We start from the raw sequence: 24,199 nt of genomic DNA, 5'->3' as shown, positions 1-24,199 counted from the left end.
GCGGCGCCCTTGAAACGGGCGCCGCCGCCCCCACTTCCTCCTGTACATTCGTCCAGCCCTTAGGGGGCAACATGACCGATACCCACTCCTCCCAGAACGAGGTGGACTCCCCCGTCAAGCGCGTCGCGGTCCTGCCGCTGCGCGATGTCGTGGTCTATCCCCACATGGTCATCCCGCTGTTCGTGGGTCGCGAGAAGTCGATCCGCGCGCTGGATTCGGCCATGGCCGAGAACAAGCAGGTGCTTCTGGTCGCGCAAAAGAGCGCGGAGGTCGACGAGCCGGAGGCCGGCGATCTGCACCAGATTGGCACCCTGGGCAATATCCTGCAGCTGCTGCGCCTGCCCGATGGCACCATCAAGGTGCTGGTGGAGGGTGCCCAGCGCGCCCATGTGATGGATATCTCCACTACCGGCAATGTCGAGAAGGAGGAGGACTACTTCGTCTCCGACATCCGGCTGATCGACGAGGAATACGACACCGAGGACAAGGAGCTGGAGATCCTCGGCCGCTCCGCGCTGAATCAGTTCGAGCAGTACATCAAGCTGAACAAGAAGGTCCCGCCGGAGATCCTGACCTCGCTGGCCGGGATCGACGACACCTCGCGCCTGGCCGACACCATTGCCGCGCACATGTCGCTGAAGCTGGAGGAGAAGCAGGAAGTCCTCGAGATCGCCAATGTGCGCGCACGCCTGGAACACCTGGTCGCCAAGATCGAGGGCGAGATGGATGTGCTGCAGATCGAGAAGAAGATCCGTGGCCGCGTGAAGCAGCAGATGGAGAAGTCCCAGCGCGAGTACTACCTGAATGAGCAGATGAAGGCCATTCAGAAGGAGCTGGGGGATCTCGAGGACGCGCCGAACGAGCAGGAAGACCTGGCCGACAAGATCGAGAAGGCAGGGATGCCGGAGGAGGCCAAGAAGAAGGCGACCGCCGAGCTGAACAAGCTCAAGATGATGTCGCCGATGTCGGCCGAGGCCACCGTCGTGCGCAGTTACATCGACTGGCTGGTCAACGTCCCGTGGAAGAAAAAGACCCGGGTCAGCAAGGACCTGACGCGCGCCGAGAAGATCCTCAACGAGGACCACTACGGCCTGGAAGAGGTCAAGGAACGCATCCTCGAGTACCTCGCGGTGCAGTCCCGCGTGCGCAAGCTGAAGGGCCCGATCCTGTGCCTGGTGGGTCCGCCCGGGGTTGGCAAGACCTCGCTGGGGCAGTCCATCGCGCGTGCGACCAATCGCAAGTTCATGCGCATGGCGCTGGGCGGCGTGCGCGACGAGGCCGAGATCCGCGGCCATCGTCGGACCTACATCGGCTCGCTGCCGGGCAAGATCATCCAGAACCTGGCCAAGGTCGGTGTGCGCAACCCACTGTTCCTGCTGGACGAAATCGACAAGATGGCGATGGACTTCCGGGGTGACCCGGCCTCGGCGATGCTCGAGGTGCTGGATCCGGAACAGAACCACACGTTTAGCGACCACTACCTGGAGGTCGATTTCGACCTGTCGGACGTGATGTTCGTGGCCACGGCCAACAGCATGCACATCCCTGGGCCGTTGCTGGACCGCATGGAGGTCATCCGCCTGTCCGGCTACACCGAGGACGAGAAGGTCCACATCGCGCACAATTACCTGCTGACCAAGCAGATCAAGGCCAACGGCCTGAAGCCGGCCGAGATCCAGATCTCCGATTCGGCGGTGCGCGACATGGTGCGGTACTACACCCGCGAGGCCGGCGTGCGCTCGCTGGAGCGCGAGATTGCCAAGGTCTGCCGCAAGGTGGCCAAGCAGCGTCTGCTGGCCAGCGAGAAGGAGCGGGCACGCACCACCTCGGTCACACCCAAGACGCTGGAGAAATATCTCGGCGTGCGTCGCTTCCGCTTCGGCCTGGCCGAGGAAAACGATCAGGTCGGGCAGGTCACGGGTCTAGCCTGGACCGAGGTCGGCGGCGAGCTGCTGACCATCGAGGCCAGCGTGGTCCCGGGCAAGGGCAAGACCCAGCAGACCGGCAAGCTCGGCGACGTGATGCAGGAGTCCATCCACGCCGCCCTGACCGTGGTTCGCTCGCGCGCCGAGGCCCTTGGCCTGGAGGAGAACTTCCACGAGAAGAAGGACCTGCACATCCACGTGCCGGAGGGTGCGACGCCGAAGGATGGCCCGTCCGCGGGCATCGGCATGTGCACCGCGATCGTCTCGGCACTGACCGGTATCCCGGTGCGGGCGGATGTCGCGATGACCGGTGAGATCACGCTGCGTGGTCAGGTTCTGCCGATCGGGGGCCTGAAGGAGAAGTTGCTGGCCGCCCACCGCGGAGGGATTCGCACCGTCCTGATCCCGGAAGAGAACGAGAAGGATCTGGTCGACATCCCGAAGAACATCAAGCAGAAGCTGGATATTCGTCCGGTGCGCTGGATCGACGAGGTGCTCGAGCTCGCGCTGACCCACATGCCGGAAGGCAAGGCCGGGGAAACGCCAGAGAAGGTTGAGGAAGTCGTCAAGCCGGCCAAAGAATCCGGTCGCCGTCGGGTCCGGCATCACTAAGCATCTGTAATTGGAGCGAAACCGCGGGCGCTGGATTCATCGGCGCCCGCGGTTTTTTGTGTGCTGGTTCACGCCTGGCCGCGCGCCCCGCCGGAAGGGCGTTTGACACTTTTTCGGGGGGCTTGCTATAACCCCATGCGCATCATCTGATTTCGTGCCGAGGGCAGTCGCGGGGCCATGGAGAAAAGGTCCCCGGCTGGTGTAAGCTAGGCCCCGTCCGGCAGAAAGCCTGAGTCACCACTGAGATAAGGAAGCGCTTCATGAATAAATCCGAATTGATCGACGCGATCGCGGCGGAAGCCGATGTTCCCAAGGCCCAGGCCGGCAAGATCGTGGATGCCATGGTGAGTGTGGTCGGCGATACCCTCGCCAAGGGTGACCAGGTCTCCCTCGTGGGCTTTGGTACCTTCCTGGTGCGCGAGCGCGAAGCCCGCACCGGCCGTAACCCGCGTACCGGTCAGAGCATCCAGATTGCCGCCTCGAAAACGCCTTCGTTCAAGGCTGGTAAAGCGCTCAAGGATCGAGTAAACTAGCGCGCTTTATCGGGTGCTTAGCTCAGTTGGTAGAGCGTCGCCTTTACACGGCGAATGTCGGCGGTTCGAACCCGTCAGCACCCACCAAGTGCAACCCTGACCCTGGTTGCGCTGCACGAATACGGAGCGGTAGTTCAGCTGGTTAGAATACCGGCCTGTCACGCCGGGGGTCGCGGGTTCGAGTCCCGTCCGCTCCGCCATCTTTGAGAAAGGCGCCCTTGTGGCGCCTTTTTCTTTGTTGACCACTACGAAGCGCTGGAAGCCACACCTTTGGGCCAGACCTGGGTCCATAGCAGTCGCGCGGGCGCATCGAATGCGAGGTCCGACCCTCCAGGCCGACGGCTCCGAGGGATGTCCCCAGCGATCGGCGCCGGCACGAGAGTGCGCGAGGCATCATGCGCGGAGACCGGTCCAGGGGCTCAGGTTTTCGCGGCGCCGCCCATCCAGTCGTCGCTTCTGCCTGTAGATGATCTTGGTCGGGGCCTTCTTCTTGTCAGCGGGCGCTGCGTGGCAGACACCGCCGCCCAGGCGCAGACGCGCGCGGGCGTGCCTGCTACCATCGGCCGCTGATTCCCGTTTTCCTCCCAATTGCCGGAGTGAGCAGAGACCATCATGTTGCAAGCGATTCGTGACCGGGCGAGCGGCTGGCTCGCCTATGTGATCATTGGCCTGATCACCATCCCCTTTGCCCTGTGGGGCCTGGGCGAGTATTTCGGCGGGGCGGGCCCGCTGGTCGCCGCCGAGGTGAACGGCACGGATATCGCGGTGCGCGACGTGCACCAGGAGGCCCGCGCCCAGCGCGACGAGATGGCGCGCATGTTTGGCGGCGAGATCCCGGATGACGTGCTGGACGAGCAGGGCATCCGCCTGCAGGCGATGGAGACCCTGATCCGCCAGGAACTGCTGCGCCAGGCGGCCGATTCCGCCGGCTTCAAGGCGGCGGGTGACAGCGTATTGCGCGAGATCCGCGGCATGCCGGTGTTTCAGGAGGAGGGCCACTTCAGCCGCGAACGCTACAGCCAGTTGTTGAATGCTCAGCGCATCAGCCCGGCCGACTTCGAGCAGGACATCGCCCGCAGTATTGTGATGTCGCAAATTCAGCGTGGCATCCAGGCCACGGGGGTGGTGCCGGAAGCCCTGGTGGAGGATTACAGCCGCCTGCGCAACCAGACGCGGGTTGCGAGCTGGAAGGTCTTCGCCGCGGACGACTTTGATCGTCCCGATGTGGTGGATGACGACGCGATCCGCGACTATTACGACGCCAATCCGGAAGACTTCACGACCACGGAGCGGGTGCGGGTGAGCTATCTGCGCCTGGACCCGGAAGGCCTGGAGGCCGGGGTCGATGTCACCGAGGATCAGGTGCGCGAGCATTACCGGGTCAATCGCAGTCGCTACGAAGAGCCGGAACTGCGCGAGGTGCGCCAGATCCGCATCCAGGACACCGACGAAGATGGCGAGGCACGGATCCGTGAAGTGCGCAGTCGCCTGGATGATGGCGAGGATTTCGGCGACCTGGCCGAGGAATACTCCGAAGACAGCCTGACGGCCGACCGTGGTGGCAGCCTGGGCGAGGTCGCCCGGGGCGATCTGGATTCCACCCTGGAGACGGTCATTTTCACCCTGCCGAAGGACCTCATCAGTCAGCCGGTACGAACGGATCGTGGCTGGTTCATCCTTGAGGTGACCTCGATCCATGAATCCCGGGCGCAGCCGTTCGAAGAGGTGCGGGAGGAGGTCGAGCAGGACCTGCGTGACCGGACGGCCGAACAGATGCAGATCGACGCCCTGGACGACTTGATGGCACTGGCGATCGAGTTTCCCGACAGTCTGGAGCCGGCCGCCGACGCAACGGGCCTGGAGGTCCAGACCAGCGACTGGTTCTCGCGCGGCTCGGGCGATGGCATCGCCCGCCACCGTTCCATTCGCGATGCGGCGTTTGACCCGCGGGTACTGGAAGACGGCAACAACAGCGAGGCGATTGACCTGCAGGACCGTTCCACCGTGATCCTGCGTGTCGATGAGCACGAGCCGGCCGAGGTGCGCCCGCTGGCCGAGGTGGAGGACGAGATCCGCGAGCGCCTGCAGCGTCAGGCAGCCGCGGATGCCGCGCGTGAGGCGGGTGAGGCCCTGATCGAGCGGCTGCGCGAAGCCGACGACTGGACCGCCGAGGCCGTGGAGAACGGAGAATGGAGTCGCTCGGTCGAGGTCACCCGTGAACGGGCGACCGAGCTGCCAACCGGGTTGCAGGACCATCTGTTCCGCCTGCCGGCGCCAGGCGAGGGCACGGTGGAGATTGCCGGCGCCCGGATCGGGGATGGTGACTTCGCGGTGACGGTGCTGGAAGCGGTGCGCATGGGTGAGGATGCAATCGATGCTGCGGCGCGCCAGCAGGCACGCGACCAGATCGGCAATGCCTACGGGAGTGCCGAGTTCCGGTCCTATCTCGCCTGGCTGGAAGAGCAAGCGGAGATCAAGCGCTTCCCCGACGCGCTCGACTAGTCCACGCGGAATCAGGATGCGATTTTCGTATCCCGCCCACGAAAAAGCCCGGCCCGCTTGCGCGGCGCCGGGCTTTTTTCTGGTACCCGGGATCGCCCGGGTACTGCAGGGTCGCCTTATTTTTCGAGGCCGATCTCGGCTGCGCCCAGGCCGACCGTGTTGTAGCCGGAGTCGACGTACATCACTTCGCCGGTGATCCCGGAGGCCAAGTCCGAGCAGAGGAAGGCGCCGGCGTTGCCGACCTGATCCGTGGTGACGTTACGGCGCAGCGGCGCGTTGGCCTGAACGTGATCGAGGATGCGCTTGAAGTCGCCGATGCCGGAGGCCGCCAGGGTGCGGATCGGGCCGGCGGAGATCGCGTTCACCCGGGTGCTTTCCGGCCCCAGGGTGTAGGCCAGGTAACGCACGTTGGCCTCCAGGCTCGCCTTGGCCAGGCCCATCACGTTGTAGTTGGGCATCGAGCGCTCGGCGCCCAGATAGCTGAGGGTGAGGATGGAGGCGTCGCGGTCCTTCATCATGCCGCGCCCGGCCTTGGCCAGCGCGGCCAGGCTGTACGAGCTGACATCGTGCGCGATGCGGAAGCCGTCGCGGGTCATGTTGTCGAGGAAGTCCCCCTCCAGCTGCTCCTTGGGCGCGAAAGCGACCGAGTGCACCAGGATGTCGACCCCGTCCCAGTAATTGTCCAGGTGCTCGAAGACCTGTTCAATCTCGCGATCATCCTCGACGTTACAGGGTACGAGGATGTCGGAATCGAAATCCGCGACCAGCTTCTCGACGCGATCGCGCAGGCGTTCGTTCTGGTAGGTGAAGGCGAGTTCGGCGCCCTCGCGATGCATGGCCGCGGCAATGCCGTAGGCGATGGAACGGTTGCTGGCAACGCCGACGATCAGTGCGCGCTTGCCCTTGAGAAAACCCATTTTGAAACTCCTTGGCTCAGATCCGTGCCGACGCGCCCGGACGGGCCGTCTCTACGGCGCCCGTCCACGTACGGAACCGGGGGAAGGACGCCAGTGTCTTCAGGATCATACCGATGTGCCGCAAGTGCGGCCAGCACCCGGTGAGCCGGAGCAGGCAGCTTGTTATAGTGCGAAGATCGGCGGTCCCCGTGACCGTCCCCGCAATCGCCCGGAGGCCTTGTGAGTCGTCATTTCGGTTGGATCGCCACCCTGATCGTGCTGGGCATTCTGCTGTTGCTGGTGATGGTCCAGATCGACCGCCAGTGGCAGCGCATGGCCTCCATGCAAAACACCATGACCGAGCAGGCCCGTGACCTCCGAGCGTTGCGGCGCAGTGTGCAGGGTCTGGAGTCGGATCTGGCCTCCGGGCGCTTTACCGGGATGGATGGCGAGCGCGCCGCGCGGGCGGACGATGTTCCCTCGGCGTTCCGGCGGGCGGCGCGGGCGGCCGAGCAGGGCGACTACGCCGAGGGTGACTGGCTGGTGCAGGCCTTTGGCACGGGCCTCGCGACGATCACGCCGTATGTCTCCTCCGATGCCTATGCCTCCGAGGTGCAGAACTATGTGCTGGAGTCGCTGGTGGTGCGCGACCCGGAGACGCTGGAGTGGCAGGGGTTGCTGGCCGAATCCTGGGAGTTCGACGATACCGGGACCGAGCTGACCTTCCGCCTGCGCCCGGGTCTGCAGTTCTCCGACGGGGAACCGCTGACGGCGGGCGATATCCAGTTCACCTACAACTTCCTGATGACCGATGCCGTGGCGGTCCCGCGGGCGCGGGCCTTCCTGGAGAAGATCGAGGCGGTCGAGGCCGTCGACGAACGCACGGTGCGGTTCGTGTTCGAGGAGCCGTACTTCGACGCCATGCGGGTGGCGGGCGGCCTTGATGTCCTGCCGGAACACTTCTATGGGCGCTACCTGGACGATCCGGAGACCTTCAACGAATCGCGCGGCATCCTGCTGGGTTCCGGACCCTACCGCATGGAGGACCCGACCGGCTGGACCCCGGATGCCGGCCGTATCGAACTGGAGCGCAACCCGCGTTACTGGGGACCGGTGGAGCCGTCGCTGGATCGGCTGGTGTGGCGGGTGATCCAGAATGACAGTGCGCGCCTGACCACCTTCCGCAATCGCGATATTGACGTCTACGGGGCGCGTCCACGCGAATATGCTCGGCTGCGCGACGACGAGGCCCTGCGCGAGCGCGCGGATACCCACGAGTACATGAGCCCCACGGCCGGCTATTCCTACATTGCCTGGAACCAGCAGCGCGATGGCGAGCCGACGCGTTTCGCCGACCCGCGGGTACGCAAGGCGATGAGCTACCTGACCGACGTTGACCGGCTGATCGAGGAGGTCATGCTGGGGTATGCCGAGCGCGCGATCTCCCCGTTTTCACCGCGCAGCGATCAGCACAATCCGGATCTCGATCCGATCCCCTATGATGTCGAGCGCGCCCTGGAGCTGCTGGCCGAGGCGGGCTTCCGCGAACGCAATCGCGATGGCGTGCTGGTCAACGAGGACGGCGAGCCGTTCTCCTTCGAGTTGTCGTATTTCCAGGACAACGAGGACACCCGCCGCATCGCGCTGTTCCTGCGCGATCTCTTTGCGCGGGCCGGGATCGAGATGCGCCCGTCGCCGACCGAGTGGTCGGTGATGCTGGAACAACTCACCCGCCAGGATTTCGATGCCATCACCCTGGGCTGGACCAGCGGTGTGGAGGTGGATATCTACCAGATGTTCCACTCCAGTCAGGTGGTTTCCGGTGGCGACAACTTCATCCACTATCAGAACCCCGAACTGGATGCGGTGATCGAGGCGGCGCGTGGCGAGGTAGACGAACCAGCGCGTATGGAGCTTTGGCGCGAGGCCGAGCGCATCCTGCACGAGGACCAGCCGTATACCTTCCTGATGCGGCGCCAGACCCTGGCCTTCATCGACCGGCGCATCCAGAACCTGGAGCAGACCGCGCTGGGGCTCAACCTGGGGGCGGTGCCGCTGGAGATCTACGTCCCGTTCGAATCGCAGCGGTACGGGCAGTAGCCGGCGATGCCCATGGAAGCTGAAGCGGCAGGGGAGCGCCGCACGCGATGCTGACCTACATCCTGCGCCGCATGCTGCTGATGGTGCCGACCCTGTTCGGGATCACCGTGGTCGTGTTTGCGGTGATGGCGGCCGCACCCGGTGGGATCAGCGCCCTGACGCTGGTCGAAGGGCAGGGCCTGGAGCCCCAGGCACAGAAGGCGATGGAGGACTACTACAACCAGCTCTACGGGCTGGATCAGCCGGCCCCGGTGCAGTTCGGGCGCTGGCTGAACAACATCTCGCCGATCGGATTTGCCCAGGACGCGGACGGCTCGCTGACCGGCTGGCCACACTTCAAGGTCCCCAATCTGGGCACCAGTTTCCGCTATGGCCGGCCGGTGATCGATCTGGTGGCCGAACGTTTGCCGATCACGTTGCTGCTGAACGTGCTCTCCATCCCGCTGATCTACATCGTCGCGGTCGCCGTGGGGGTGCGCGCGGCCACCCAGCATGGCCAGGCCTTCGATTCGCAGTCAGGCGTCGTGCTGCTGGCCCTGTGGTCGGTGCCGACCATGCTGGCCGGCGTGTTGCTGATCGGCTTCTTTGCCTCCGACCAGTTCTGGCAGTGGTTCCCCACCGGGGGGCTCAGCCAGCGCGCAGCGCTGGACATGACCTTCCTGCCCACGGTGGAGGTGGTCTGGGCGTTGCCGTTGCTGCTGATCCTGCCGTTTCTGGGGGTGGCGCTGGGGATCTACCTTGCGCGCTACCTGCCCGCCCGTATCCGCGGCGGGGTCGGGGCGGCACTCGGGGCCGTCTGCGGCTGGCTGATGTTCCGCGATCTGGCACCGGCCGGGATGGTCAGTACCGCCGTGGCCGTGCTTCTCGGGGGCGGAGTGGGCTGGATGATGGCGCACAGTGACTGGGGCGTCCTGCGCGGGTTTTATCTGGGCACCCTGGGGCTGGGTGCCGGGCTGGCGCTGGCGCTGGGTCTGGCGCCGGGCCATATGGTGCCGGGCTTCCTGCTGGACCGGGCCTGGCACCTGGTGTTGCCAGTGCTGTGCCTGTCCTACGGCGGGCTGGCATTCCTGGCCAAGCTTTCGCGTTCGGCGGTGCTGGAGAACCTGACCTCGGATTACGCGCGTACGGCGCGCGCCAAGGGGGTGGCCGAGCACGACGTGCTGTGGCGTCACGTGTTCCGCAATTCCCTGCTGCCCCTGATCACCGTGTCGGCCACGCTGCTGCCCTCGCTGCTGGCCGGCTCGGTGATCGTGGAGGCGATCTTCTCCATTGATGGCATGGGCAAGCTGGCGGTGGAGGCCGTGCAGACGCGCGACCGCGAGCTGGTGCTGTCGATCACCCTGATCTCCGGCGTGCTGACCCTGGTGGGCTATCTGTTGGCGGATCTGGCCTACGCCATCGTCGATCCGCGGGTGAGCTATGACTGAGACCACGCACAACACGCAGCAGGCGGATCGCCGCAGCCGTTCCTGGGCCCGGCGCGTGGTGGGCGAGATCCTGCTGCGCTGGGGCGCCCGCCTCGGCATTGGCTGGATCGCGCTGCTGACCCTGGTCGCGGTCCTTGCGCCGGTGCTCGCGAATTCCCACCCGCTGCTGGTGCAGACCGCCGACGGCGCCTGGGCGCTGCCGTTTCTGCGCTACCTGACGGCTGCGGACGTCACCCTGTTTGGTTTGCTGGTGCTGGCTCTGATCTTCTGGCGTCTGCCCGGGCGGCCATGGCGGCGCTTCGGTCTCTGGGCGGTGCTGGGCGCGGTGCTGGGCGTGGTGGCCTGGCAGACGGTGTCGCCGCCGTCGCTGGTGATTCACGAGCAGTACCGCGAGGCCGAGGTGCTGGGCGAGTACCAGCGGGTAATCCGCGCGCCGATCCCGTACTCGCCGCGCGACTACCTGCGCGATTACGCCGATACCGGGCTGGAGGCCCCGCGCGAGTCCCCGGAGCGGGTGCACTGGTTCGGTACGGACGATACCGGCGCCGACGTGCTCTCGCGCATGATCCACGCCACGCGCATCGCGCTGTCCATTGGCTTCATCGCGACCGGGATTGCGCTGGGGATCGGGGTGATCCTGGGCGGACTGATGGGCTATTTCTCGGGGATCGTGGACATGATCGGGATGCGCCTGGTGGAGATCTTCGAGGCCATCCCGACGCTGTTCCTGCTGTTGACCTTCGTCGCCTTCTTCGGCCGTTCGCTGTACCTGATGATGCTGATCATTGGGCTGACCTCATGGTCCGGCTACGCCCGTTATGTGCGTGCCGAGTTCCTGCGCCTGCGCCAGCAGGACTTCGTGCAGGGGGCCATCGCCTCGGGGCTGTCGCTGCCGTCCATCCTGTTCCGGCACATGCTGCCGAACGGCATCGCGCCGATCCTGGTCGCGGCCAGCTTTGGCGTCGCCTCCGCGATCCTCGCCGAGGCGACCCTGTCGTTCCTCGGCCTCGGACTGGTGGATGACCCCTCCTGGGGTCAGATGCTGAACCAGGCGGTACAGAGCTCCACCTTCAACTGGTGGATGGCGGCCTTCCCCGGGGGCGCGATCTTCCTGACCGTGTTCGCCTACAACCTGATCGGCGAGGCCCTGCGCGACGCGGTGGACCCGCATGCCCGCTCCGCGGCGCGCACCGCCAATCGCGATGATGGCGCACGCCCGGCGGCCGGGGCCACCAGCGCCACCAGTGGCGGGGTGCGCTGACCATGCTGGAGGTGCGCAATCTGCAGATCCGCCACCGCGACGGCGAGGCGGCGCTGGTGGAGGATGTGAGCTTCGCCATCCGCGAGGGCGAGCTGTTTGCCCTGGTCGGGGAGTCGGGCTCCGGCAAGTCGATCACGGCGCTGGCCATCATGCGGCTGCTGGATGCGGGGTTCGAGAGGCCCTCGGGCGAGGCCTGGCTGGCCGGACGCGAAGGCCGCCAGGAGTTGCTGGGGCTTCCCAGCGCGGTGATGCAGCATGTGCGCGGCGACCGCGTCGGCATGATCTTCCAGGAGCCGATGACCTCCCTGAACCCGGTGCTGAAGGTGGGCGATCAGATCGAGGAGGTGCTGCGCCTGCACCGTCCGCAGATGAGTCCGGAGCAGCGCGCCGCGCGCACCCTCGAGGTCTTGAGCGAGGTGCAGTTGCCGAACCCCGAACAGCGCCGCGACGAGTACCCGCACAAGCTCTCCGGCGGCCAGCGCCAGCGGGTGATGATCGCCATGGCCCTGGTCGCCGAGCCGGATCTGCTGATCGCGGACGAGCCGACGACCGCGCTGGACGTGACCATTCAGGCCGAGATCCTGAAGCTGATCGACCACCTGCGCGAGAAGAACGGCATGGCGGTCCTGCTGATCACCCACGACTTCGGCGTGGTGGCCTCGGTGGCTGATCGCGTGGCGGTCATGCGCCAGGGGCGCCTGGTGGAGCAGGGTGAATGCCTGCCGCTGTTGCGCGCTCCGCAGGACGCCTACACCCGCAAGCTGATCCAGGCCTTGCCGGAGAACCTGCCACCGCTGCCGCCGGTGCCGGGCGCGGGGCGCGAAGCACTGTTGCAGGTGTCCGGCCTGCAGGTGCACTTCCCGGTGCTGAAGGGCCTGATGCGTCGCCAGGTGGATGTGGTGCGGGCGGTGGATGACGTCAGTTTCGAGCTGGAGAATGGCGAGGTGCTGGCCGTGGTGGGGGAGTCCGGCTGTGGCAAGACCACCCTGGGCCGCGCGATCCTGCGCCTGATCGAGCCGACCGGTGGCGAGATCCGCTACCGGGGCGAGTCGTTGACCCACATGGCACGCAAGCCGTTGCGCCGGCTGCGGCGGCATCTGCAGGTCGTGTTCCAGGACCCGGCCTCGTCGCTGAACCCGCGCCTGAACGTGCTGACGCTGCTGACCGAGCCGATGGCGGTGCATGGCATCGGCGCCAATCAGGATGAGCGGATTGCCCTGGCCGGGAAGGTGCTGGATCAGGTGGCGTTGCCGGAGGACACCCTGTGGCGCTATCCGCACGAGTTCTCCGGTGGCCAGCGCCAGCGTATCGCGATCGCGCGGGCCCTGGTGCTGGACCCGGACGTGATCATCTGCGACGAGGTGACCAGCGCGCTGGACGTATCCGTCCAGGCAGAGGTGCTGCAGATCCTGGGCCGGCTACGCGCGGAGCGACGTCTGGCGATGATCTTCATCACCCACGACATGGGCGTCGTCGAGTACTTCTCCGACCGCATGCTGGTGATGCACGACGGGCGTATGGAGGAGATCGGCGCCACCGCCGAGGTGCTGGCCAATCCGCAGGCCGACTACACCCGCCACCTGCTGGATGCCGTGCCGCGCGTCTCGCGTTATCTGTAAGCCCGCCCGTCCGCCTGCGCTGTGCGGTGAACAACGGCCTTTCGGCGCAGCTGACCCGCGTGGGGTCGATCTACTTCTGGCAGGCGGGGCAGTAGCTGCTGGCGCGCTGGCCGATGCGGCGTGTGCGCAATACCTCGGCGCAGACCGGGCAAGGCTCGCCGGCGCGGCCGTAGACGCGCAGCGACTGGCGGAAGTAGCCGTGGGTGCCGTCCTCGTGCAGGAAGTCGCGCAGGGTGGTCCCGCCCTGTTCAATGGCCGCCGCCAGCACCGCCTTGATGTGGCTTGCCAGGCGCTCGTATTCGGCTCGCGTGACGCGTCCGGCCGCGCGCCCGGGCCGAACGCCGGCGAGGAACAGGGCCTCGGTGGCGTAGATGTTGCCCACTCCCACCACGATCGCCTGGTCCATGATGAAGGCCTTGACCGGGCTGCGGCGGCCGCGGCTGCGGCGGAACAGGTAGTCGCCATCGAATTCGGGGTCCAGGGGTTCCGGGCCGAGGTCGGCCAGCAAGGCGTGGGGTACGGCGCCCTCGGGGAGCGGCAGGCAACAGCCGAAGCGGCGCGGATCGTGCAGCCGAACCTGGTAGCCGTTGTCCAGATGCAGGGTCAGGTGATCGTGCCGGCGCAAAGGCGTCTCGGGTGTGCAGTGGCGCAGGCTCCCGGACATCCCGAGATGCAGCAGAAGGCCAGTACGATCGGTCTCCAGCAACAGGTACTTGGCGCGCCGGGTCAGGCTGCGGACCCGGGCGCCGGCCAGTTGCTGCACCAGCTCCGGCGGCACCGGCCAGCGCAGGCGCGGCTCGCGGACCTCGAAGGCCGTGATGCGGCGCCCGGCCAGCAGGGGGGCGAGCCCGCGCCGGGTGGTCTCGACCTCGGGCAGTTCAGGCATGCACGCCCTCGATTTCCAGCAGCAGCTCGCGCCGGCAGACGTCGCCGCGGACCCACTGGACGATCGGCCCCGGATGGGCGTCGTGGTAGTGCTCGGCGAGGACCGCGGCGACCTTGGGCCGGTCTTCCGGATGTCGCAGGTAGACGCGCAGCCAGGACGGGCGTGGCAGTTCGTGGCCAGCGGTGTCATGCAGGGACCGCAAGTTGGCCAGGGTCTCGCGTGCCTGGGCGACGACGTCGTCCGGGTGACGGCTCTCGTGGCCGACGATGCTGGCGGTGCCGGAGAGCAGGATGAGTGGGCCGCCCGCGGTTTCCAGGCGGGTCGCACGGGCGAAGGTCGGACTCTTCGGGCTGTAGCGCGCCGGGTAATGATAGGCGCTGACCTGACGCGGGTTCTCCAGGGACTCGGCCGGGGTGCGAGTGGCGATCAGGTAGATGATCAGCTGGCGCTGGTCGCTCCCGATGGCCGTGGCGGCCGGCATGCTGGCGAGCGGGATTTCCAGGGCCTCAAGCGCGGTGGCGCGGCCCATGCAGAAGGCCTGATAGCGTTCCAGCCCGTCCTCCTCGGCATGGATGTCGCCAAAGTAGTTCCACACGCGCGCCAAATGCTCGAAGCCGCGTGCTCGGCAGGCGGCCAGCAGGGCGCGGTAGGCGTGTTCGGTCTGCTCCCGGAGGCCGTTATCCGGTCCGCTCCAGGTCGCGAAGAGGACGTCCTCGTGTTCCAGCAGGTGGACGGGCCCCTCGTGGACCGGTGTTGGCGTGCCGCTGGCGGTCCAGTACTCGACATAGTGATCCGGTGTCAGGGGCTGCAGGCCCGGGCGGATCTCCAGGTGGCCGGGCCCGCTGTCGATCCCGGCGGGTTCGCGCAGCCGGATGTGCATTCCCGTATTGGGGCCGGCGGCGGCTTCCGGCATGAGCTGGCTGCGCAGGGTAAGGGGGGGCATCTAGTTCTCCGCCAGCGAGGCGAGCACATCCTCGGTCCAGCGTACGGCTTCCAGGTAAAGGCGGCTGGAGACCGGCGCCGGGACCGGGGCATTCGTGTTGTCCAGCGGGGGTGTCGGGCCTTCGAAGGCGGCGATGGTCGCCAGCAGCGGTGCCAGCGGTCCTGTGCCTTCCATCAGGGCCTGTTCCATTTCGGTGGACAGGCGGAGTTCGCCCAGGATGTGTCGCAGCGGTACCCCCAGCACGCGATCCATCCCGGAGAGCATGCCCAGGGTGAAGTAGCGCTCGCACTCCCAGGGGTGCAGGCCCAGGGCGCGCGCCATCAGCATGCCCATACGGGCACGGATCATGACCTGCTCGAGCCCGTGGGTGGGATTGCCGGTACCACGCAGTACCATCAGCATCGCCAGGCGTTTGATGCGCCCCTGGCCCAGGCGCAGGATCGCGTTGTAGAGCGAATCGGTCGGGCGAGAGCCGCGATAGGCCGGGCTGTTGGCGATGCGCAGCAGCTGGATGGCGAGCCCGGGCTCGGCGGCGATCAGTTCCTCCAGTTCGGCCGGCGTCGGATCCGGCGCCTGTAGCGCGCGCAGGAGGCGCAGCAGGGCCATTTCCAGGCTCTCCAGGCGCTGTCCCTCGATCACGTGGGGGAAGGACAGGTGAAAGCCCTGGAACAGGGTGAAGCCAAGGGCCTGGCAGCGAGCATAGTCCTCGGCCGTTTCGACCTTCTCGGCCAGCAGTTCCACGTCGAAGGCGCCCAGGTTGGTGACTTCCTGCTCCAGGCGCTGGCCGCCCAGGGCGAGCACATCGAGCTTGACCAGATCGGCCAGTCCGACCAGTTCGGAATGGCTCTCCTGAAACTGGTAGTCATCCAGTGCGATGCGAAAGCCCTGGGCCTTCAGTCGGCGTACCGCGGCGATGACCTCGGCGTCGATCTCGATATCCTCCAGGATCTCCAGCACGACCTGTTCCGGAGGCAGGCTGGTGATGACCTCGTGTTCGAGAAAGCCGCGGGTGAGATTGACGAAGGCCAGGTGTTCGCCGACCAGGTGTTGGAGGCCGATGTCGATGAAGGCGCTGCGCAGGAGGTCGGAGGTGGCCAGGTCGCCGTCGGTGACCGAGGCGGCATCCAGGTGCCCGGTGCGAAAGAGGAGCTCGAAGCCGATCAGATTCTCCTGATCGTCAAAGATGGGTTGCCGGCCGACAAAAATTGGTTGCATGCTTGCGCTAGGGAAACACTGATTAATGTACGCGCTCGAGTCGCTTTTGCGTGCGAACAAGGGGCGGTGATGGCCGTGCAGTCACTCTGCACAAGCGAGCCGCAACGCCGTGCGCACGCCCGTTCTCGTTAAAAACGGGCGGTCCAGCCTCGGCGTTCAATAACTTGCGGGGTTGCCACCCCAGGTTCCCCGATCCGGCGTTGCGCCGCTTGCGGGTGGAATCACTCCCCGCTGCTCGACGCGCCGGGTCGCGGAAAACCTGGGGTACCAACGCGAGCGTGTACATTAATCAGTGTTTCCCTTGGTCAAAAACGGATGGGCGGCCACGACTGCGTGCGGCAGGCCGGCTCGGGAGGGACATAAGCACCATGGATTCGATTGATGCGCCATTTGGAGAAGTCGTGGAGTTGCGCCAGATCCTGCACGACTCGGGGGTCCCGCTGCTGCGGGTCATTATCCGCGATGGCGGGCGTTATACCAAGATCGAACTGGATCCGGCGACGGCTCACCGCTGGGGCCGCGTGATGACGCGCTGGGCGGAAACCGCCGCCGAGGGCGCCGCGACGCCAGGGGATGGCGGGCAGCCGGATCCGGTCTGAGCCCGCATCAACGGGGGATATGGCTGGATGCATACGCGCTCGAGATGATCTCGAGCGCCGACCGGGCGCGTTGAGCGCGGCGTGCTCGAGCCCCGCGAGCCGAGTGGCAAGTGGGAAACGGTGCGCTAACGCGAATGCGTTTGCCGGTTCGTTTCTCGCTCGCGCCAACGCAAAAAGGCCCGGAACCGCGTAGGCGGGCCGGGCCTTTTTTCGCCTGTTGTCAGGCAATCGAGCCGATGGGCGCGATTACTTGATCTTGGCTTCCTTGTACATCACGTGCTTGCGGACGACGGGATCAAACTTCTTGATCTCCATCTTCTCGGGCATGTTCCGCTTGTTCTTGGACGTGGTGTAGAAGTGCCCGGTGCCGGCGGAGGACACCAGGCGGATCTTGTCGCGTGCGGACTTGGCAGCCATCGTGAAGCCTCCTTAGACCTTTTCACCGCGGGCACGGCAGTCCGCCAGGACCGCGTCGATGCCGCGCTTGTCGATAATCCGCATGCCCTTGCAGCTAAGGCGCAGGCGTACGAAGCGGTTCTCGCTCTCCACCCAGAAACGGTGGAAATGCAGATTGGGCAGGAAGCGCCGCCGCGTCTTGCGGTGAGCGTGAGAAACGTTGTTACCGGTCGCCGGGCGTTTGCCGGTCACCTGACATACTCGGGCCATCGGGGGACTCCGGAATTTGGGTCTACCAGAAAGACGGCGGACTATAGCGTAGCCCCGGGGCGGGTGCAAGGGAGGCGCTGATCAATTCGGGAACATTCGCGGCGGCTGTGGGGCAAGAAGCCTTGCTCCAGGGCCAGTTGGTTCGAGCGTGAACGAGCCGATTATTGGCCGCTCGCTCGCATGGTGAGCCGCTCAGCGGCCTCCGGGCACAGGCCGGGGACGAGGCCCCGGTCGCGCGTCCAGGCGATGATCGCCTCCAGTGGCATCGGACGCGCGATGCCGTAGCCCTGAGCCGCGTCGCATCCGTAGTCGCGCAGCCGCGCCAGGGTGGCCGCGTCCTCGGCTCCCTCGGCGACCACCTTGAGGCCCAGATCCCGGGCCAGGCTGATGCTGGCGCGGGTAATCTGCCGGTCGACCGGGTGCTCCAGCATTTGCCGTACAAAGGCCTGATCGATCTTGAGCGTCGTCACCGGCATACGTTTGAGGTAGGCCAGCGACGAATAACCGGTGCCGAAGTCGTCGATGGCGAGTTCCAGTCCGGCCTCGGTCAGGCGACGCAGGGCCCGGATCACCTCGTCCGGGTCCGCCATCACGGCGGTCTCGGTGAACTCGAGTTCCAGGGCGCAGGGTGGAAGCCCCGAGACGTGGACCTTCTCCAGCAGGCGATCGGCGAATCCGGGGTCGAGGAAGTTGCGCGCCGAGATATTCACGCTGACCGGCATGTCCAGGCCTTCGGCGCGCAGGCGGGCAATGTCGGCCAGTGCGAGATCAAGGACCCGGTCGGTGAGGCTGTGGATCAGTCCGGTGCGCTCGGCCGGCGGTATGAACTGGTCGGGAGCGATGCGGCCCCGAACCGGGTGGTCCCAGCGTAGCAGGGCCTCCAGGCCCATCACCTGATCGCTCGCGAGATCGACCTTCGGCTGGTAGTGCAGGCTTAGCTGGCCGTCGTCCAGCGCGCTCTGCAGCTCGCCCAGGAGTTCCACGGTATAGAGGCTGTGATCGTTGCTGCGGCGGTTGTACGTGCGATAGCGGCGCCCCGAGTGGCTGGCCTCGTGCATCGCCCTCCAGGCCTTGGTCAGCAGCCGGGTGGGTTCATCCTGCTCATGAAAGGGGAAGGAGGAGACGCCCGCGTGGGCCCCGAGATAGACCGGGATCTCGAAGACCTCGAAGGGCGTTTGCAGGCATTCGATCGCGGCGCGTGTGACGGCGAGTGTCTCTTTGCGGCTACGGTGCGGCAGGATCAGGGCGAAGTGATCGTCGTGGATGTGGAACACGGTCGCCCCGGCGGGCTCGGCCACGGCCTGCAGGCGCTCGGCAATGGATCGCAGAAGTGGGCGCTCGGCGGCGAAGCCCAGGGCGCCGATGCTGTCCGGGTAGTTGTCCATCTGCAGGCTGATGACGAACACGCGGGTGGCGGCGGCGTGCGGGGCGTCGGCCTGGGTCATCAGTTGCCGGGCATACTGCTCGAGCGACTCGCGATTGGGCAGGCCGGTTACGGGGTTATTGTAGGCCTGTTCCAGAAGCCGTTCGGAGTGGCGGCGCAGGGTGTCGAACAGCCAGCCGGAGAATCCCCCGAGGACGATGTAGATGCCGGTGCGCGTGAGCCAGTTCAATGCGGGTTGAGCCGCCCCGGTGGCGGTATCCAGGGGCATGAACGGACCCAGGAGCAGCCCCGCCAGCAGCCCGAAGGCCAGCCCGCCCCACAGCCCGAACAGGGCGGCCCCCAGCAGCACCGGGATGAGGATGAAGTTGAGGTAGGCGGTGGAGGTGCCGCCGGTCTCATGGACAACCAGGGCCACCAGCGCCATTAGAATTGGGACGGCAGCGGCCCCGGCGAGTCGCCAGCCTCCACGGATTCCCTGTGAGCGTGTATACGACCAAGCGGCAAACGGGGGCTGCGCCATTCCGGTTCCTTCGGCTAACGCCTTTTGGGTGCCGCCACGTTTATAGACGTTGCGGGCGGGCTGTGCGCGCGGTCCGGTATCGCCGCATCGCGCGCTGGGTCGCTGTTGCCGGTCGCGGGGGCTTGGTAGCATTCCTCGACCAGGGTTTCCCTGATTGTCTGGAACCTTCTACTTGGCGGAGCGGCATGGCCGATCGGCGTTTGCAGGTCTTTCTTACGGTGGCACGGTTGCTGTCTTTCACCCGCGCCGCCGAGGTGCTGCACATGACGCAGCCCGCGGTCACCTTTCAGGTGCGCCAGTTGGAGGAACAGCTGGATACCCGACTGTTCGACCGCAACCACAATCGAGTCACCCTGACCGATGCCGGGCGGCTGGTACAACGATATGCCGAACGCATCTTTGACACCTATGGCGAGATGGAGGCCGCGCTGCGCGAGCTGAAGGGTGCGGACGGCGGGGCGCTGGTGATCGGGGCCAGTACCACGGTGGCGGAATACATGCTGCCGGCGCTGCTGGGTGCATTCCGCCGCGAGCATCCGGATATCGGCATACGCCTGCGGGTGGGCAATACCGAGAATGTCGTGGTGATGGTCGAGGAGGGCAGTGTCGATCTCGGCATCGTCGAGGCCCCGGTGACCCACCGCAGCCTGCAGGTCCAGCCCTGTCTGGTGGACCAGCTGCGGCTAATCGTGCCGCCGGAACACGAGCTGGCCCGGCGCGACACGGTGACCGTCGCCGACTTCATCGAACGCCCATTCATATGCCGCGAGGAGGGTTCCGGGACCCGCGAGGTCATCATGGAGTACCTTGGGCGCGCCGGATACGACCGCAGCAGTCTGCGCGGCTGCATGGAACTGGGCAGCCCGGAGGCAATCAAGGGCGCGGTGGTGGCCGGCATGGGGGTCTCGGTGCTGTCCGAGGCGGTGGTGGCCAAGGAACTGGCCCTTGGCGAACTGGTGGCGTTGCCGCTGTCGCCGCCGCTGGAACGGCCGATCTCGCTGGTGCATGCGCGGCAGAAGTTCCGCGTACCCACGCTGGAGGTGCTGATGCAGTTCCTGCGCGGGTACTGCACCGGTCAGCGTCCGCTCGCCCCCGCATCAGAACTCAAACAGGATTGACGTGACATGAAGAACTACTGCGTGGTGCAGCATACCTATTCCGAGTTTCTCGGCCTGATCGAGTCGCAGCTGGAGAAGCGCGACATCGGCTTCTCCTACTACCGACCGTTCGTGGGTCAGGACCTGCCGGGCTCCGCAGCCCAGTTCGACGGGCTGTGGCTGCTGGGCGGCGCCTGGCCGACGGCGGATCACGAGGAGAATCCGCAGGTCCCGGACGAGCTGTCGCTGATCGATATCTTCCGCCGCTCGAAGCGTCCGGTGGTGGGCGTCGGTATGGGCGGGCTGCTGGTGGCCGAACAGGCCGGCGGCACCGCGCAAGAGGACCCGATGTACCGTGCCCGTTTCGTGACCGCGCACAAGACCGCATCCGGCGAGGGCGACGCACTGGCCGAGGCCCTGGATGGCCGGCGGGTGCTGCAGCTGGTCAACGGCCGCGTCGACCTGCCGGAGGACGTGCAGCCGATCCTGGTGGACGACGACGGCGACTGGCTGGCGATCCGGCCGGACGAGCTGACCTATGGCATGCTGTTCCGACCCGAGGTGAAGCCCGGGATGCTCGAGGACATCATCATGGAGGCGCGGCACAATCCGCCGCCGAACATGGGCGAGCTCCTGGGCGAGGCGCGCATGGAATGGGGCGAGATGCAGAAGGTGACCGAGGACGTGCTGGTGGCCCTGGTGAAGACGCTGGGCCTGATGCAGGAACGCCGCAAGATGCCGGTGTTCAGCCTGAAGATCGAGGACGAGGGATGATCCCACCCCTGGGCATGGGCAACGAGGGGGGCCTGTCCGGGGGCGATCTCGGGTCGGTACTCGGCGGTGCGCGCAAGAAGGGCCGGGAGGACCCGGCCAAGGTGATCGCCGAGATCGCCGCGCGGCTGTCGACCGAGGATCAGGCCAGCCTGCTGAAATTCGCCCGTTTTCTGGACCAGGAGTCGCCGGCCCCCGCGCCGGAGCCGGTCCCCGAGCCGGAGCCGATCCCGCGTCCGGAGAGCGAGTCCGTCATCAAGGCGATGCGCCGGCTTTCTGCGACCTATCCCATGCTGGAGCGCTCCAAGCTGCTGAACGAGACCTCGGCCCTGATGGGCCAGCACGTGATGCAGGGGCGCCCGGCGGTGGAGGTGATCGACGAGCTGGAGGTGGTCTTTCGGACTCACTACGAGAAGGCCGTCGTCCAGGATCCGACCCGACAGACGGATGCCGACCATGACGAGGCGCCGGGAGGGGCCTCGTCATGATCGATATCCTGCGCCAGTGGTACCAGCGTCATTTCACCGACCCGCAGGTGGTGATCCTGGCGTTTCTGCTGCTCGCGGGATTCCTGATCATCGTCTTTGCCGGGCGTATCCTGGCGCCGCTGCTGGCCTCGCTAATCATCGCCTACCTGCTGGAGGGGGCGGTGCGCAAGCTGGTCTTTTTGCACATCCCGCGCATCCTCGCGGTCACCCTTGTGCTGTTGGCCTTCCTGGCGCTGACGGTGGCGGCGCTGTTCAGCGTGGTGCCGCTGATGTCGGCCCAGGTGACCCAGCTGGTGCGCGAGCTGCCGGGCATGATCTCCGAGGGCCAGAACCTGCTGTTGCAGCTGCCCGAGCGTTACCCGCAACTGATCAGTGACGATCAGGTGTTCGAGCTGATGGGGGCCATTCGCGCCGAGGCGACCTTGCTGGGGCAACGTGTGGTGTCGTTCTCGCTGTCCTCGGCACGGCACCTGGTGGACGTGGTGATCTACCTGATCGTGGTCCCGCTGATGGTGTTCTTCATGTTGAAGGACCGCGATCTGATCCTGAACTGGATCCGCGGCTTCATGCCCCAGGACACCCACCTGGCCAGCGAGGTCTGGACCGAGGTGAACCTGAAGATCGCCAGCTACGTGCGCGGCAAATTCATCGAGATCGTGATTGTCTGGGCGGTCACGTTTCTTACCTTCAACTGGTTCGGGCTGGAATACGCCGTGCTGTTGTCGTTCATGGTGGGCATCTCGGTGATCATTCCGTACATCGGCGCGGCCGTGGTGACCATCCCGGTGGCGGCGGTCGCATACTTCCAGTTCGGCCTGAGCTCGGAGTTCGCCTGGGTACTGATTGCCTACGGGGTGATCCAGTTCATCGACGGCAACGTGCTGGTGCCGCTGCTGTTTTCGGAGGTCGTCAACCTGCACCCGGTGGCGATCATCGCCGCGGTGTTCGTGTTCGGCGGCATCTGGGGGCTTTGGGGGGTATTCTTTGCCATCCCGCTGGCGACGCTGGTGCATGCGGTGATCAAGTCCTGGCCGCGCGCCCAGCGGCCGCCGCCGGAGCCCTCTGGAGAGTCAGAGGCCGCCGCGGCCGAAGCCGCCACCAAGTAGCCCGACATCCCTGATCGCCGGCCCGCCCGTGTGCGGGTTCGGCGGTCTGCCCGTGACATCAAGAACAAGAAGAACGCATGACCGGAACCGAGATCCTGATGAACGTGACGCCCCAGGAGAGCCGAGTGGCCCTGGTGGAAAATGGCGTCCTGACCGAGCTGCACCTGGAGCGCGCCCGCCGCCGCGGGATTGTGGGGAACATCTACAAGGGCCGGGTGGTGCGGGTACTGCCGGGCATGGATGCAGCCTTCGTCGATATCGGGCTGGAGCGCACGGCCTTTCTGCATGCCTCCGACGTGGCCCCGGTGGAGCGCGAAGAGCTCAATGGCAACGGCCCGTCTGCCCGCGACGCCCCTGCGGCGCCCGTGGCCAGCGGCAATGGCACCGGCACGCCGGCCCCGGTGGTGCGCGAGGGTATCCGCGAGCTGCTGCGCGAGGGGCAGGAGGTCCTGGTACAGGCGGTCAAGGACCCGCTGGGCTCCAAGGGCGCACGGCTTACCACCTATATCACCCTGCCGTCGCGCAATCTGGTGCTGATGCCGAACCAGTCCAATGTCGGTGTGAGTACGCGCATCGAGGACGAGGGCGTGCGCGCACGGCTGCGTGCATCCATCGAGCAGTTGCGTGACGAGCTGGCGCCGCAGCACGGCTTTATCGTGCGCACGGCCGCAGAGCTGGCCGACCACGAGGCCATGTATAACGACACGGCGTTCCTGAAGAAGGTCTGGGATACCCTGCAGGAGCAGGCTGTCGGGGCCCCGCCGGGGACCGAGGTCTACGCCGATTTGCCGCTGGTGGAGCGCATCCTGCGCGACATGGTGGGGGGCGATATCGAGCGTATCCGCATCGATTCGCGCGAGACCTATCAGAAGGTCTGCGGCTTCGTCGAGCGCTATCTGCCGGAGCTGATCGGCCGGATCGAGCACTATCCGGGCGAGCGGCCGATCTTTGATCTGTTCAACGTCGAGGAAGAGATCCACCGCGCCCTGGAGCGCAAGGTGGAGCTGAAATCCGGCGGCTACCTGATCTTCGACCAGACCGAGGCGATGACCACGGTCGACATCAATACCGGTGGGTTTGTGGGTCACCGCAAGCTCGAAGAGACGATCTTCAAGACCAACCTGGAGGCGGCCCAGGCGATTGGCCGCCAGCTGCGCCTGCGTAACCTCGGTGGGATCATCATCATCGATTTCATCGACATGCAGGACGACGAGCACAAGCGCCAGGTGATCCGCGCGCTGGAAAAGGCCCTGGAACGCGATCATGTGAAGACCCAGACCTGCGACGTGTCGCCGCTGGGCCTGGTGGAGATGACCCGTAAGCGCACCCGCGAGAGTCTGGAGCACCAGATGTGCGAGCCCTGCCAGGTGTGCAGCGGGCGTGGCTACCTGAAGTCGGCCGAGACGGTGTGCTACGAGCTGTTCCGCGAGATCCTGCGCGAGGTGCGTCAGTACGATGCGCGCGAGCTGCGCGTGCTGGCCTCGCAGAACGTGATCGACCTGCTGCTGGACGAGGAATCCGCCAGCCTGGCCGAACTGCAGAGCTTTGTCGGCATCCCGATCCGCTTCCAGGTGGAGACGCTGTACACCCAGGAACAGTTCGACGTGGTCTTCGTCTGATCTACAAGTAATAAGTAGACAGACACCCGG

20 protein-coding genes and 2 tRNA genes are annotated in these 24,199 nt (G+C 66.1%); 15 read left to right on the top strand and 7 right to left on the bottom strand.

The window, feature by feature from the left end; all coding sequences use genetic code 11:
• The first annotated feature begins 71 nt into the window (after positions 1 to 71).
• The 5 genes from lon to F816_RS0103930 all read left to right on the top strand — a co-directional run bounded on the left by lon (position 72) and on the right by F816_RS0103930 (position 5,572).
• Complete coding sequence (gene lon / locus F816_RS0103950; protein ID WP_018143949.1) at positions 72 to 2,537, top strand: endopeptidase La; 2,466 nt, start codon at positions 72 to 74, stop codon at positions 2,535 to 2,537.
• Positions 2,538 to 2,797: 260 nt separating this feature from the next.
• Positions 2,798 to 3,070 carry an HU family DNA-binding protein gene (locus F816_RS0103945; RefSeq protein WP_018938885.1) on the top strand — a complete coding sequence of 91 codons (273 nt, stop codon included), beginning with the start codon at positions 2,798 to 2,800 and terminating at the stop codon, positions 3,068 to 3,070.
• 11 nt (positions 3,071 to 3,081) lie between these two features.
• Positions 3,082 to 3,157: transfer RNA gene (locus F816_RS0103940), tRNA-Val, on the top strand.
• Between the two features lie 36 nt (positions 3,158 to 3,193).
• Positions 3,194 to 3,270, top strand: a tRNA-Asp gene (locus tag F816_RS0103935).
• Positions 3,271 to 3,682: 412 nt separating this feature from the next.
• Entirely contained in the window at positions 3,683 to 5,572 is a 1,890-nt protein-coding gene (locus tag F816_RS0103930) for a SurA N-terminal domain-containing protein (protein WP_019593637.1), read from the top strand.
• A 116-nt stretch (positions 5,573 to 5,688) separates the two neighbouring features.
• On the opposite strand, the gene F816_RS0103925 is transcribed toward F816_RS0103930, so the two are convergent.
• Positions 5,689 to 6,489, bottom strand: a complete 801-nt coding sequence (locus F816_RS0103925; protein ID WP_018938774.1) for an enoyl-ACP reductase — start codon at positions 6,487 to 6,489, stop codon at positions 5,689 to 5,691.
• Positions 6,490 to 6,708: 219 nt separating this feature from the next.
• Between F816_RS0103925 and F816_RS0103920 the strand changes: the two genes are divergently transcribed.
• From F816_RS0103920 to F816_RS0103905, 4 genes are read left to right on the top strand one after another with little or no spacing between them, the layout of a single operon-like run.
• A complete protein-coding gene (locus F816_RS0103920; RefSeq protein WP_019593636.1) occupies positions 6,709 to 8,568 on the top strand; it encodes a peptide-binding protein in 1,860 nt (619 codons plus the stop codon).
• A 47-nt stretch (positions 8,569 to 8,615) separates the two neighbouring features.
• Complete coding sequence (locus F816_RS0103915; RefSeq protein WP_018143944.1) at positions 8,616 to 9,995, top strand: ABC transporter permease; 1,380 nt, start codon at positions 8,616 to 8,618, stop codon at positions 9,993 to 9,995.
• Positions 9,988 to 11,256: an ABC transporter permease gene (locus tag F816_RS0103910; protein ID WP_019593635.1), complete on the top strand. Its 1,269-nt coding sequence runs from the start codon at positions 9,988 to 9,990 to the stop codon at positions 11,254 to 11,256. The genes F816_RS0103915 and F816_RS0103910 overlap by 8 nt, the downstream gene beginning before the upstream one ends.
• A 2-nt stretch (positions 11,257 to 11,258) precedes the next feature.
• Positions 11,259 to 12,875 carry an ABC transporter ATP-binding protein gene (locus F816_RS0103905; protein WP_018649752.1) on the top strand — a complete coding sequence of 539 codons (1,617 nt, stop codon included), beginning with the start codon at positions 11,259 to 11,261 and terminating at the stop codon, positions 12,873 to 12,875.
• 70 nt (positions 12,876 to 12,945) lie between these two features.
• On the opposite strand, the gene mutM is transcribed toward F816_RS0103905, so the two are convergent.
• From mutM to F816_RS0103890, 3 genes are read right to left on the bottom strand one after another with little or no spacing between them, the layout of a single operon-like run.
• A complete protein-coding gene (gene mutM, locus F816_RS0103900) occupies positions 12,946 to 13,761 on the bottom strand; it encodes a bifunctional DNA-formamidopyrimidine glycosylase/DNA-(apurinic or apyrimidinic site) lyase (protein WP_019593634.1) in 816 nt (271 codons plus the stop codon).
• Complete coding sequence (locus F816_RS0103895) at positions 13,754 to 14,704, bottom strand: hypothetical protein (protein WP_019593633.1); 951 nt, start codon at positions 14,702 to 14,704, stop codon at positions 13,754 to 13,756. Before F816_RS0103895 ends, mutM begins: the two co-directional genes overlap by 8 nt.
• Complete coding sequence (locus tag F816_RS0103890; RefSeq protein ID WP_019593632.1) at positions 14,705 to 15,919, bottom strand: EAL and HDOD domain-containing protein; 1,215 nt, start codon at positions 15,917 to 15,919, stop codon at positions 14,705 to 14,707.
• Between the two features lie 368 nt (positions 15,920 to 16,287).
• On the opposite strand from F816_RS0103890, the gene F816_RS0103885 reads away from it, so the two are divergent.
• Positions 16,288 to 16,518 (top strand): hypothetical protein, encoded by a 231-nt coding sequence (locus F816_RS0103885; protein ID WP_018143938.1) that lies wholly within the window; start codon positions 16,288 to 16,290, stop codon positions 16,516 to 16,518.
• Between the two features lie 246 nt (positions 16,519 to 16,764).
• Here the strand turns inward: F816_RS0103885 and rpmG are convergent, their stop codons facing one another.
• The 3 genes from rpmG to F816_RS0103870 all read right to left on the bottom strand — a co-directional run bounded on the left by rpmG (position 16,765) and on the right by F816_RS0103870 (position 19,088).
• Entirely contained in the window at positions 16,765 to 16,935 is a 171-nt protein-coding gene (rpmG, locus tag F816_RS0103880) for a 50S ribosomal protein L33 (RefSeq protein ID WP_017941410.1), read from the bottom strand.
• A gap of 12 nt (positions 16,936 to 16,947) precedes the next feature.
• Complete coding sequence (gene rpmB, locus F816_RS0103875; protein WP_018143937.1) at positions 16,948 to 17,184, bottom strand: 50S ribosomal protein L28; 237 nt, start codon at positions 17,182 to 17,184, stop codon at positions 16,948 to 16,950.
• A gap of 161 nt (positions 17,185 to 17,345) precedes the next feature.
• Positions 17,346 to 19,088, bottom strand: coding sequence for a bifunctional diguanylate cyclase/phosphodiesterase (locus F816_RS0103870; RefSeq protein WP_026333119.1), 1,743 nt, complete (start codon positions 19,086 to 19,088; stop codon positions 17,346 to 17,348).
• Positions 19,089 to 19,273: 185 nt separating this feature from the next.
• On the opposite strand from F816_RS0103870, the gene F816_RS0103865 reads away from it, so the two are divergent.
• The 5 genes from F816_RS0103865 to F816_RS0103845 all read left to right on the top strand — a co-directional run bounded on the left by F816_RS0103865 (position 19,274) and on the right by F816_RS0103845 (position 24,169).
• The gene (locus F816_RS0103865; protein ID WP_018143935.1) at positions 19,274 to 20,206 is read left to right on the top strand and encodes a LysR family transcriptional regulator; all 933 of its coding nucleotides are present in this window, start codon (positions 19,274 to 19,276) and stop codon (positions 20,204 to 20,206) included.
• A gap of 6 nt (positions 20,207 to 20,212) precedes the next feature.
• A complete protein-coding gene (locus tag F816_RS0103860) occupies positions 20,213 to 20,959 on the top strand; it encodes a type 1 glutamine amidotransferase (protein WP_019593630.1) in 747 nt (248 codons plus the stop codon).
• On the top strand, positions 20,956 to 21,444 hold the full coding sequence (locus F816_RS0103855; RefSeq protein ID WP_019593629.1) for a hypothetical protein: 489 nt from the start codon (positions 20,956 to 20,958) through the stop codon (positions 21,442 to 21,444). Before F816_RS0103860 ends, F816_RS0103855 begins: the two co-directional genes overlap by 4 nt.
• A complete protein-coding gene (locus tag F816_RS0103850) occupies positions 21,441 to 22,550 on the top strand; it encodes an AI-2E family transporter (RefSeq protein ID WP_019593628.1) in 1,110 nt (369 codons plus the stop codon). Before F816_RS0103855 ends, F816_RS0103850 begins: the two co-directional genes overlap by 4 nt.
• A 77-nt stretch (positions 22,551 to 22,627) precedes the next feature.
• The gene (locus tag F816_RS0103845; RefSeq protein WP_019593627.1) at positions 22,628 to 24,169 is read left to right on the top strand and encodes an Rne/Rng family ribonuclease; all 1,542 of its coding nucleotides are present in this window, start codon (positions 22,628 to 22,630) and stop codon (positions 24,167 to 24,169) included.
• The last annotated feature ends 30 nt before the right edge of the window (positions 24,170 to 24,199 follow it).

It is taken from the genome of Thioalkalivibrio sp. ALM2T (genome assembly GCF_000381505.1).
GTDB classification, from domain to species: domain Bacteria; phylum Pseudomonadota; class Gammaproteobacteria; order Ectothiorhodospirales; family Ectothiorhodospiraceae; genus Thioalkalivibrio; species Thioalkalivibrio versutus.
This window is presented reverse-complemented; position numbering and strand designations above follow the sequence as displayed.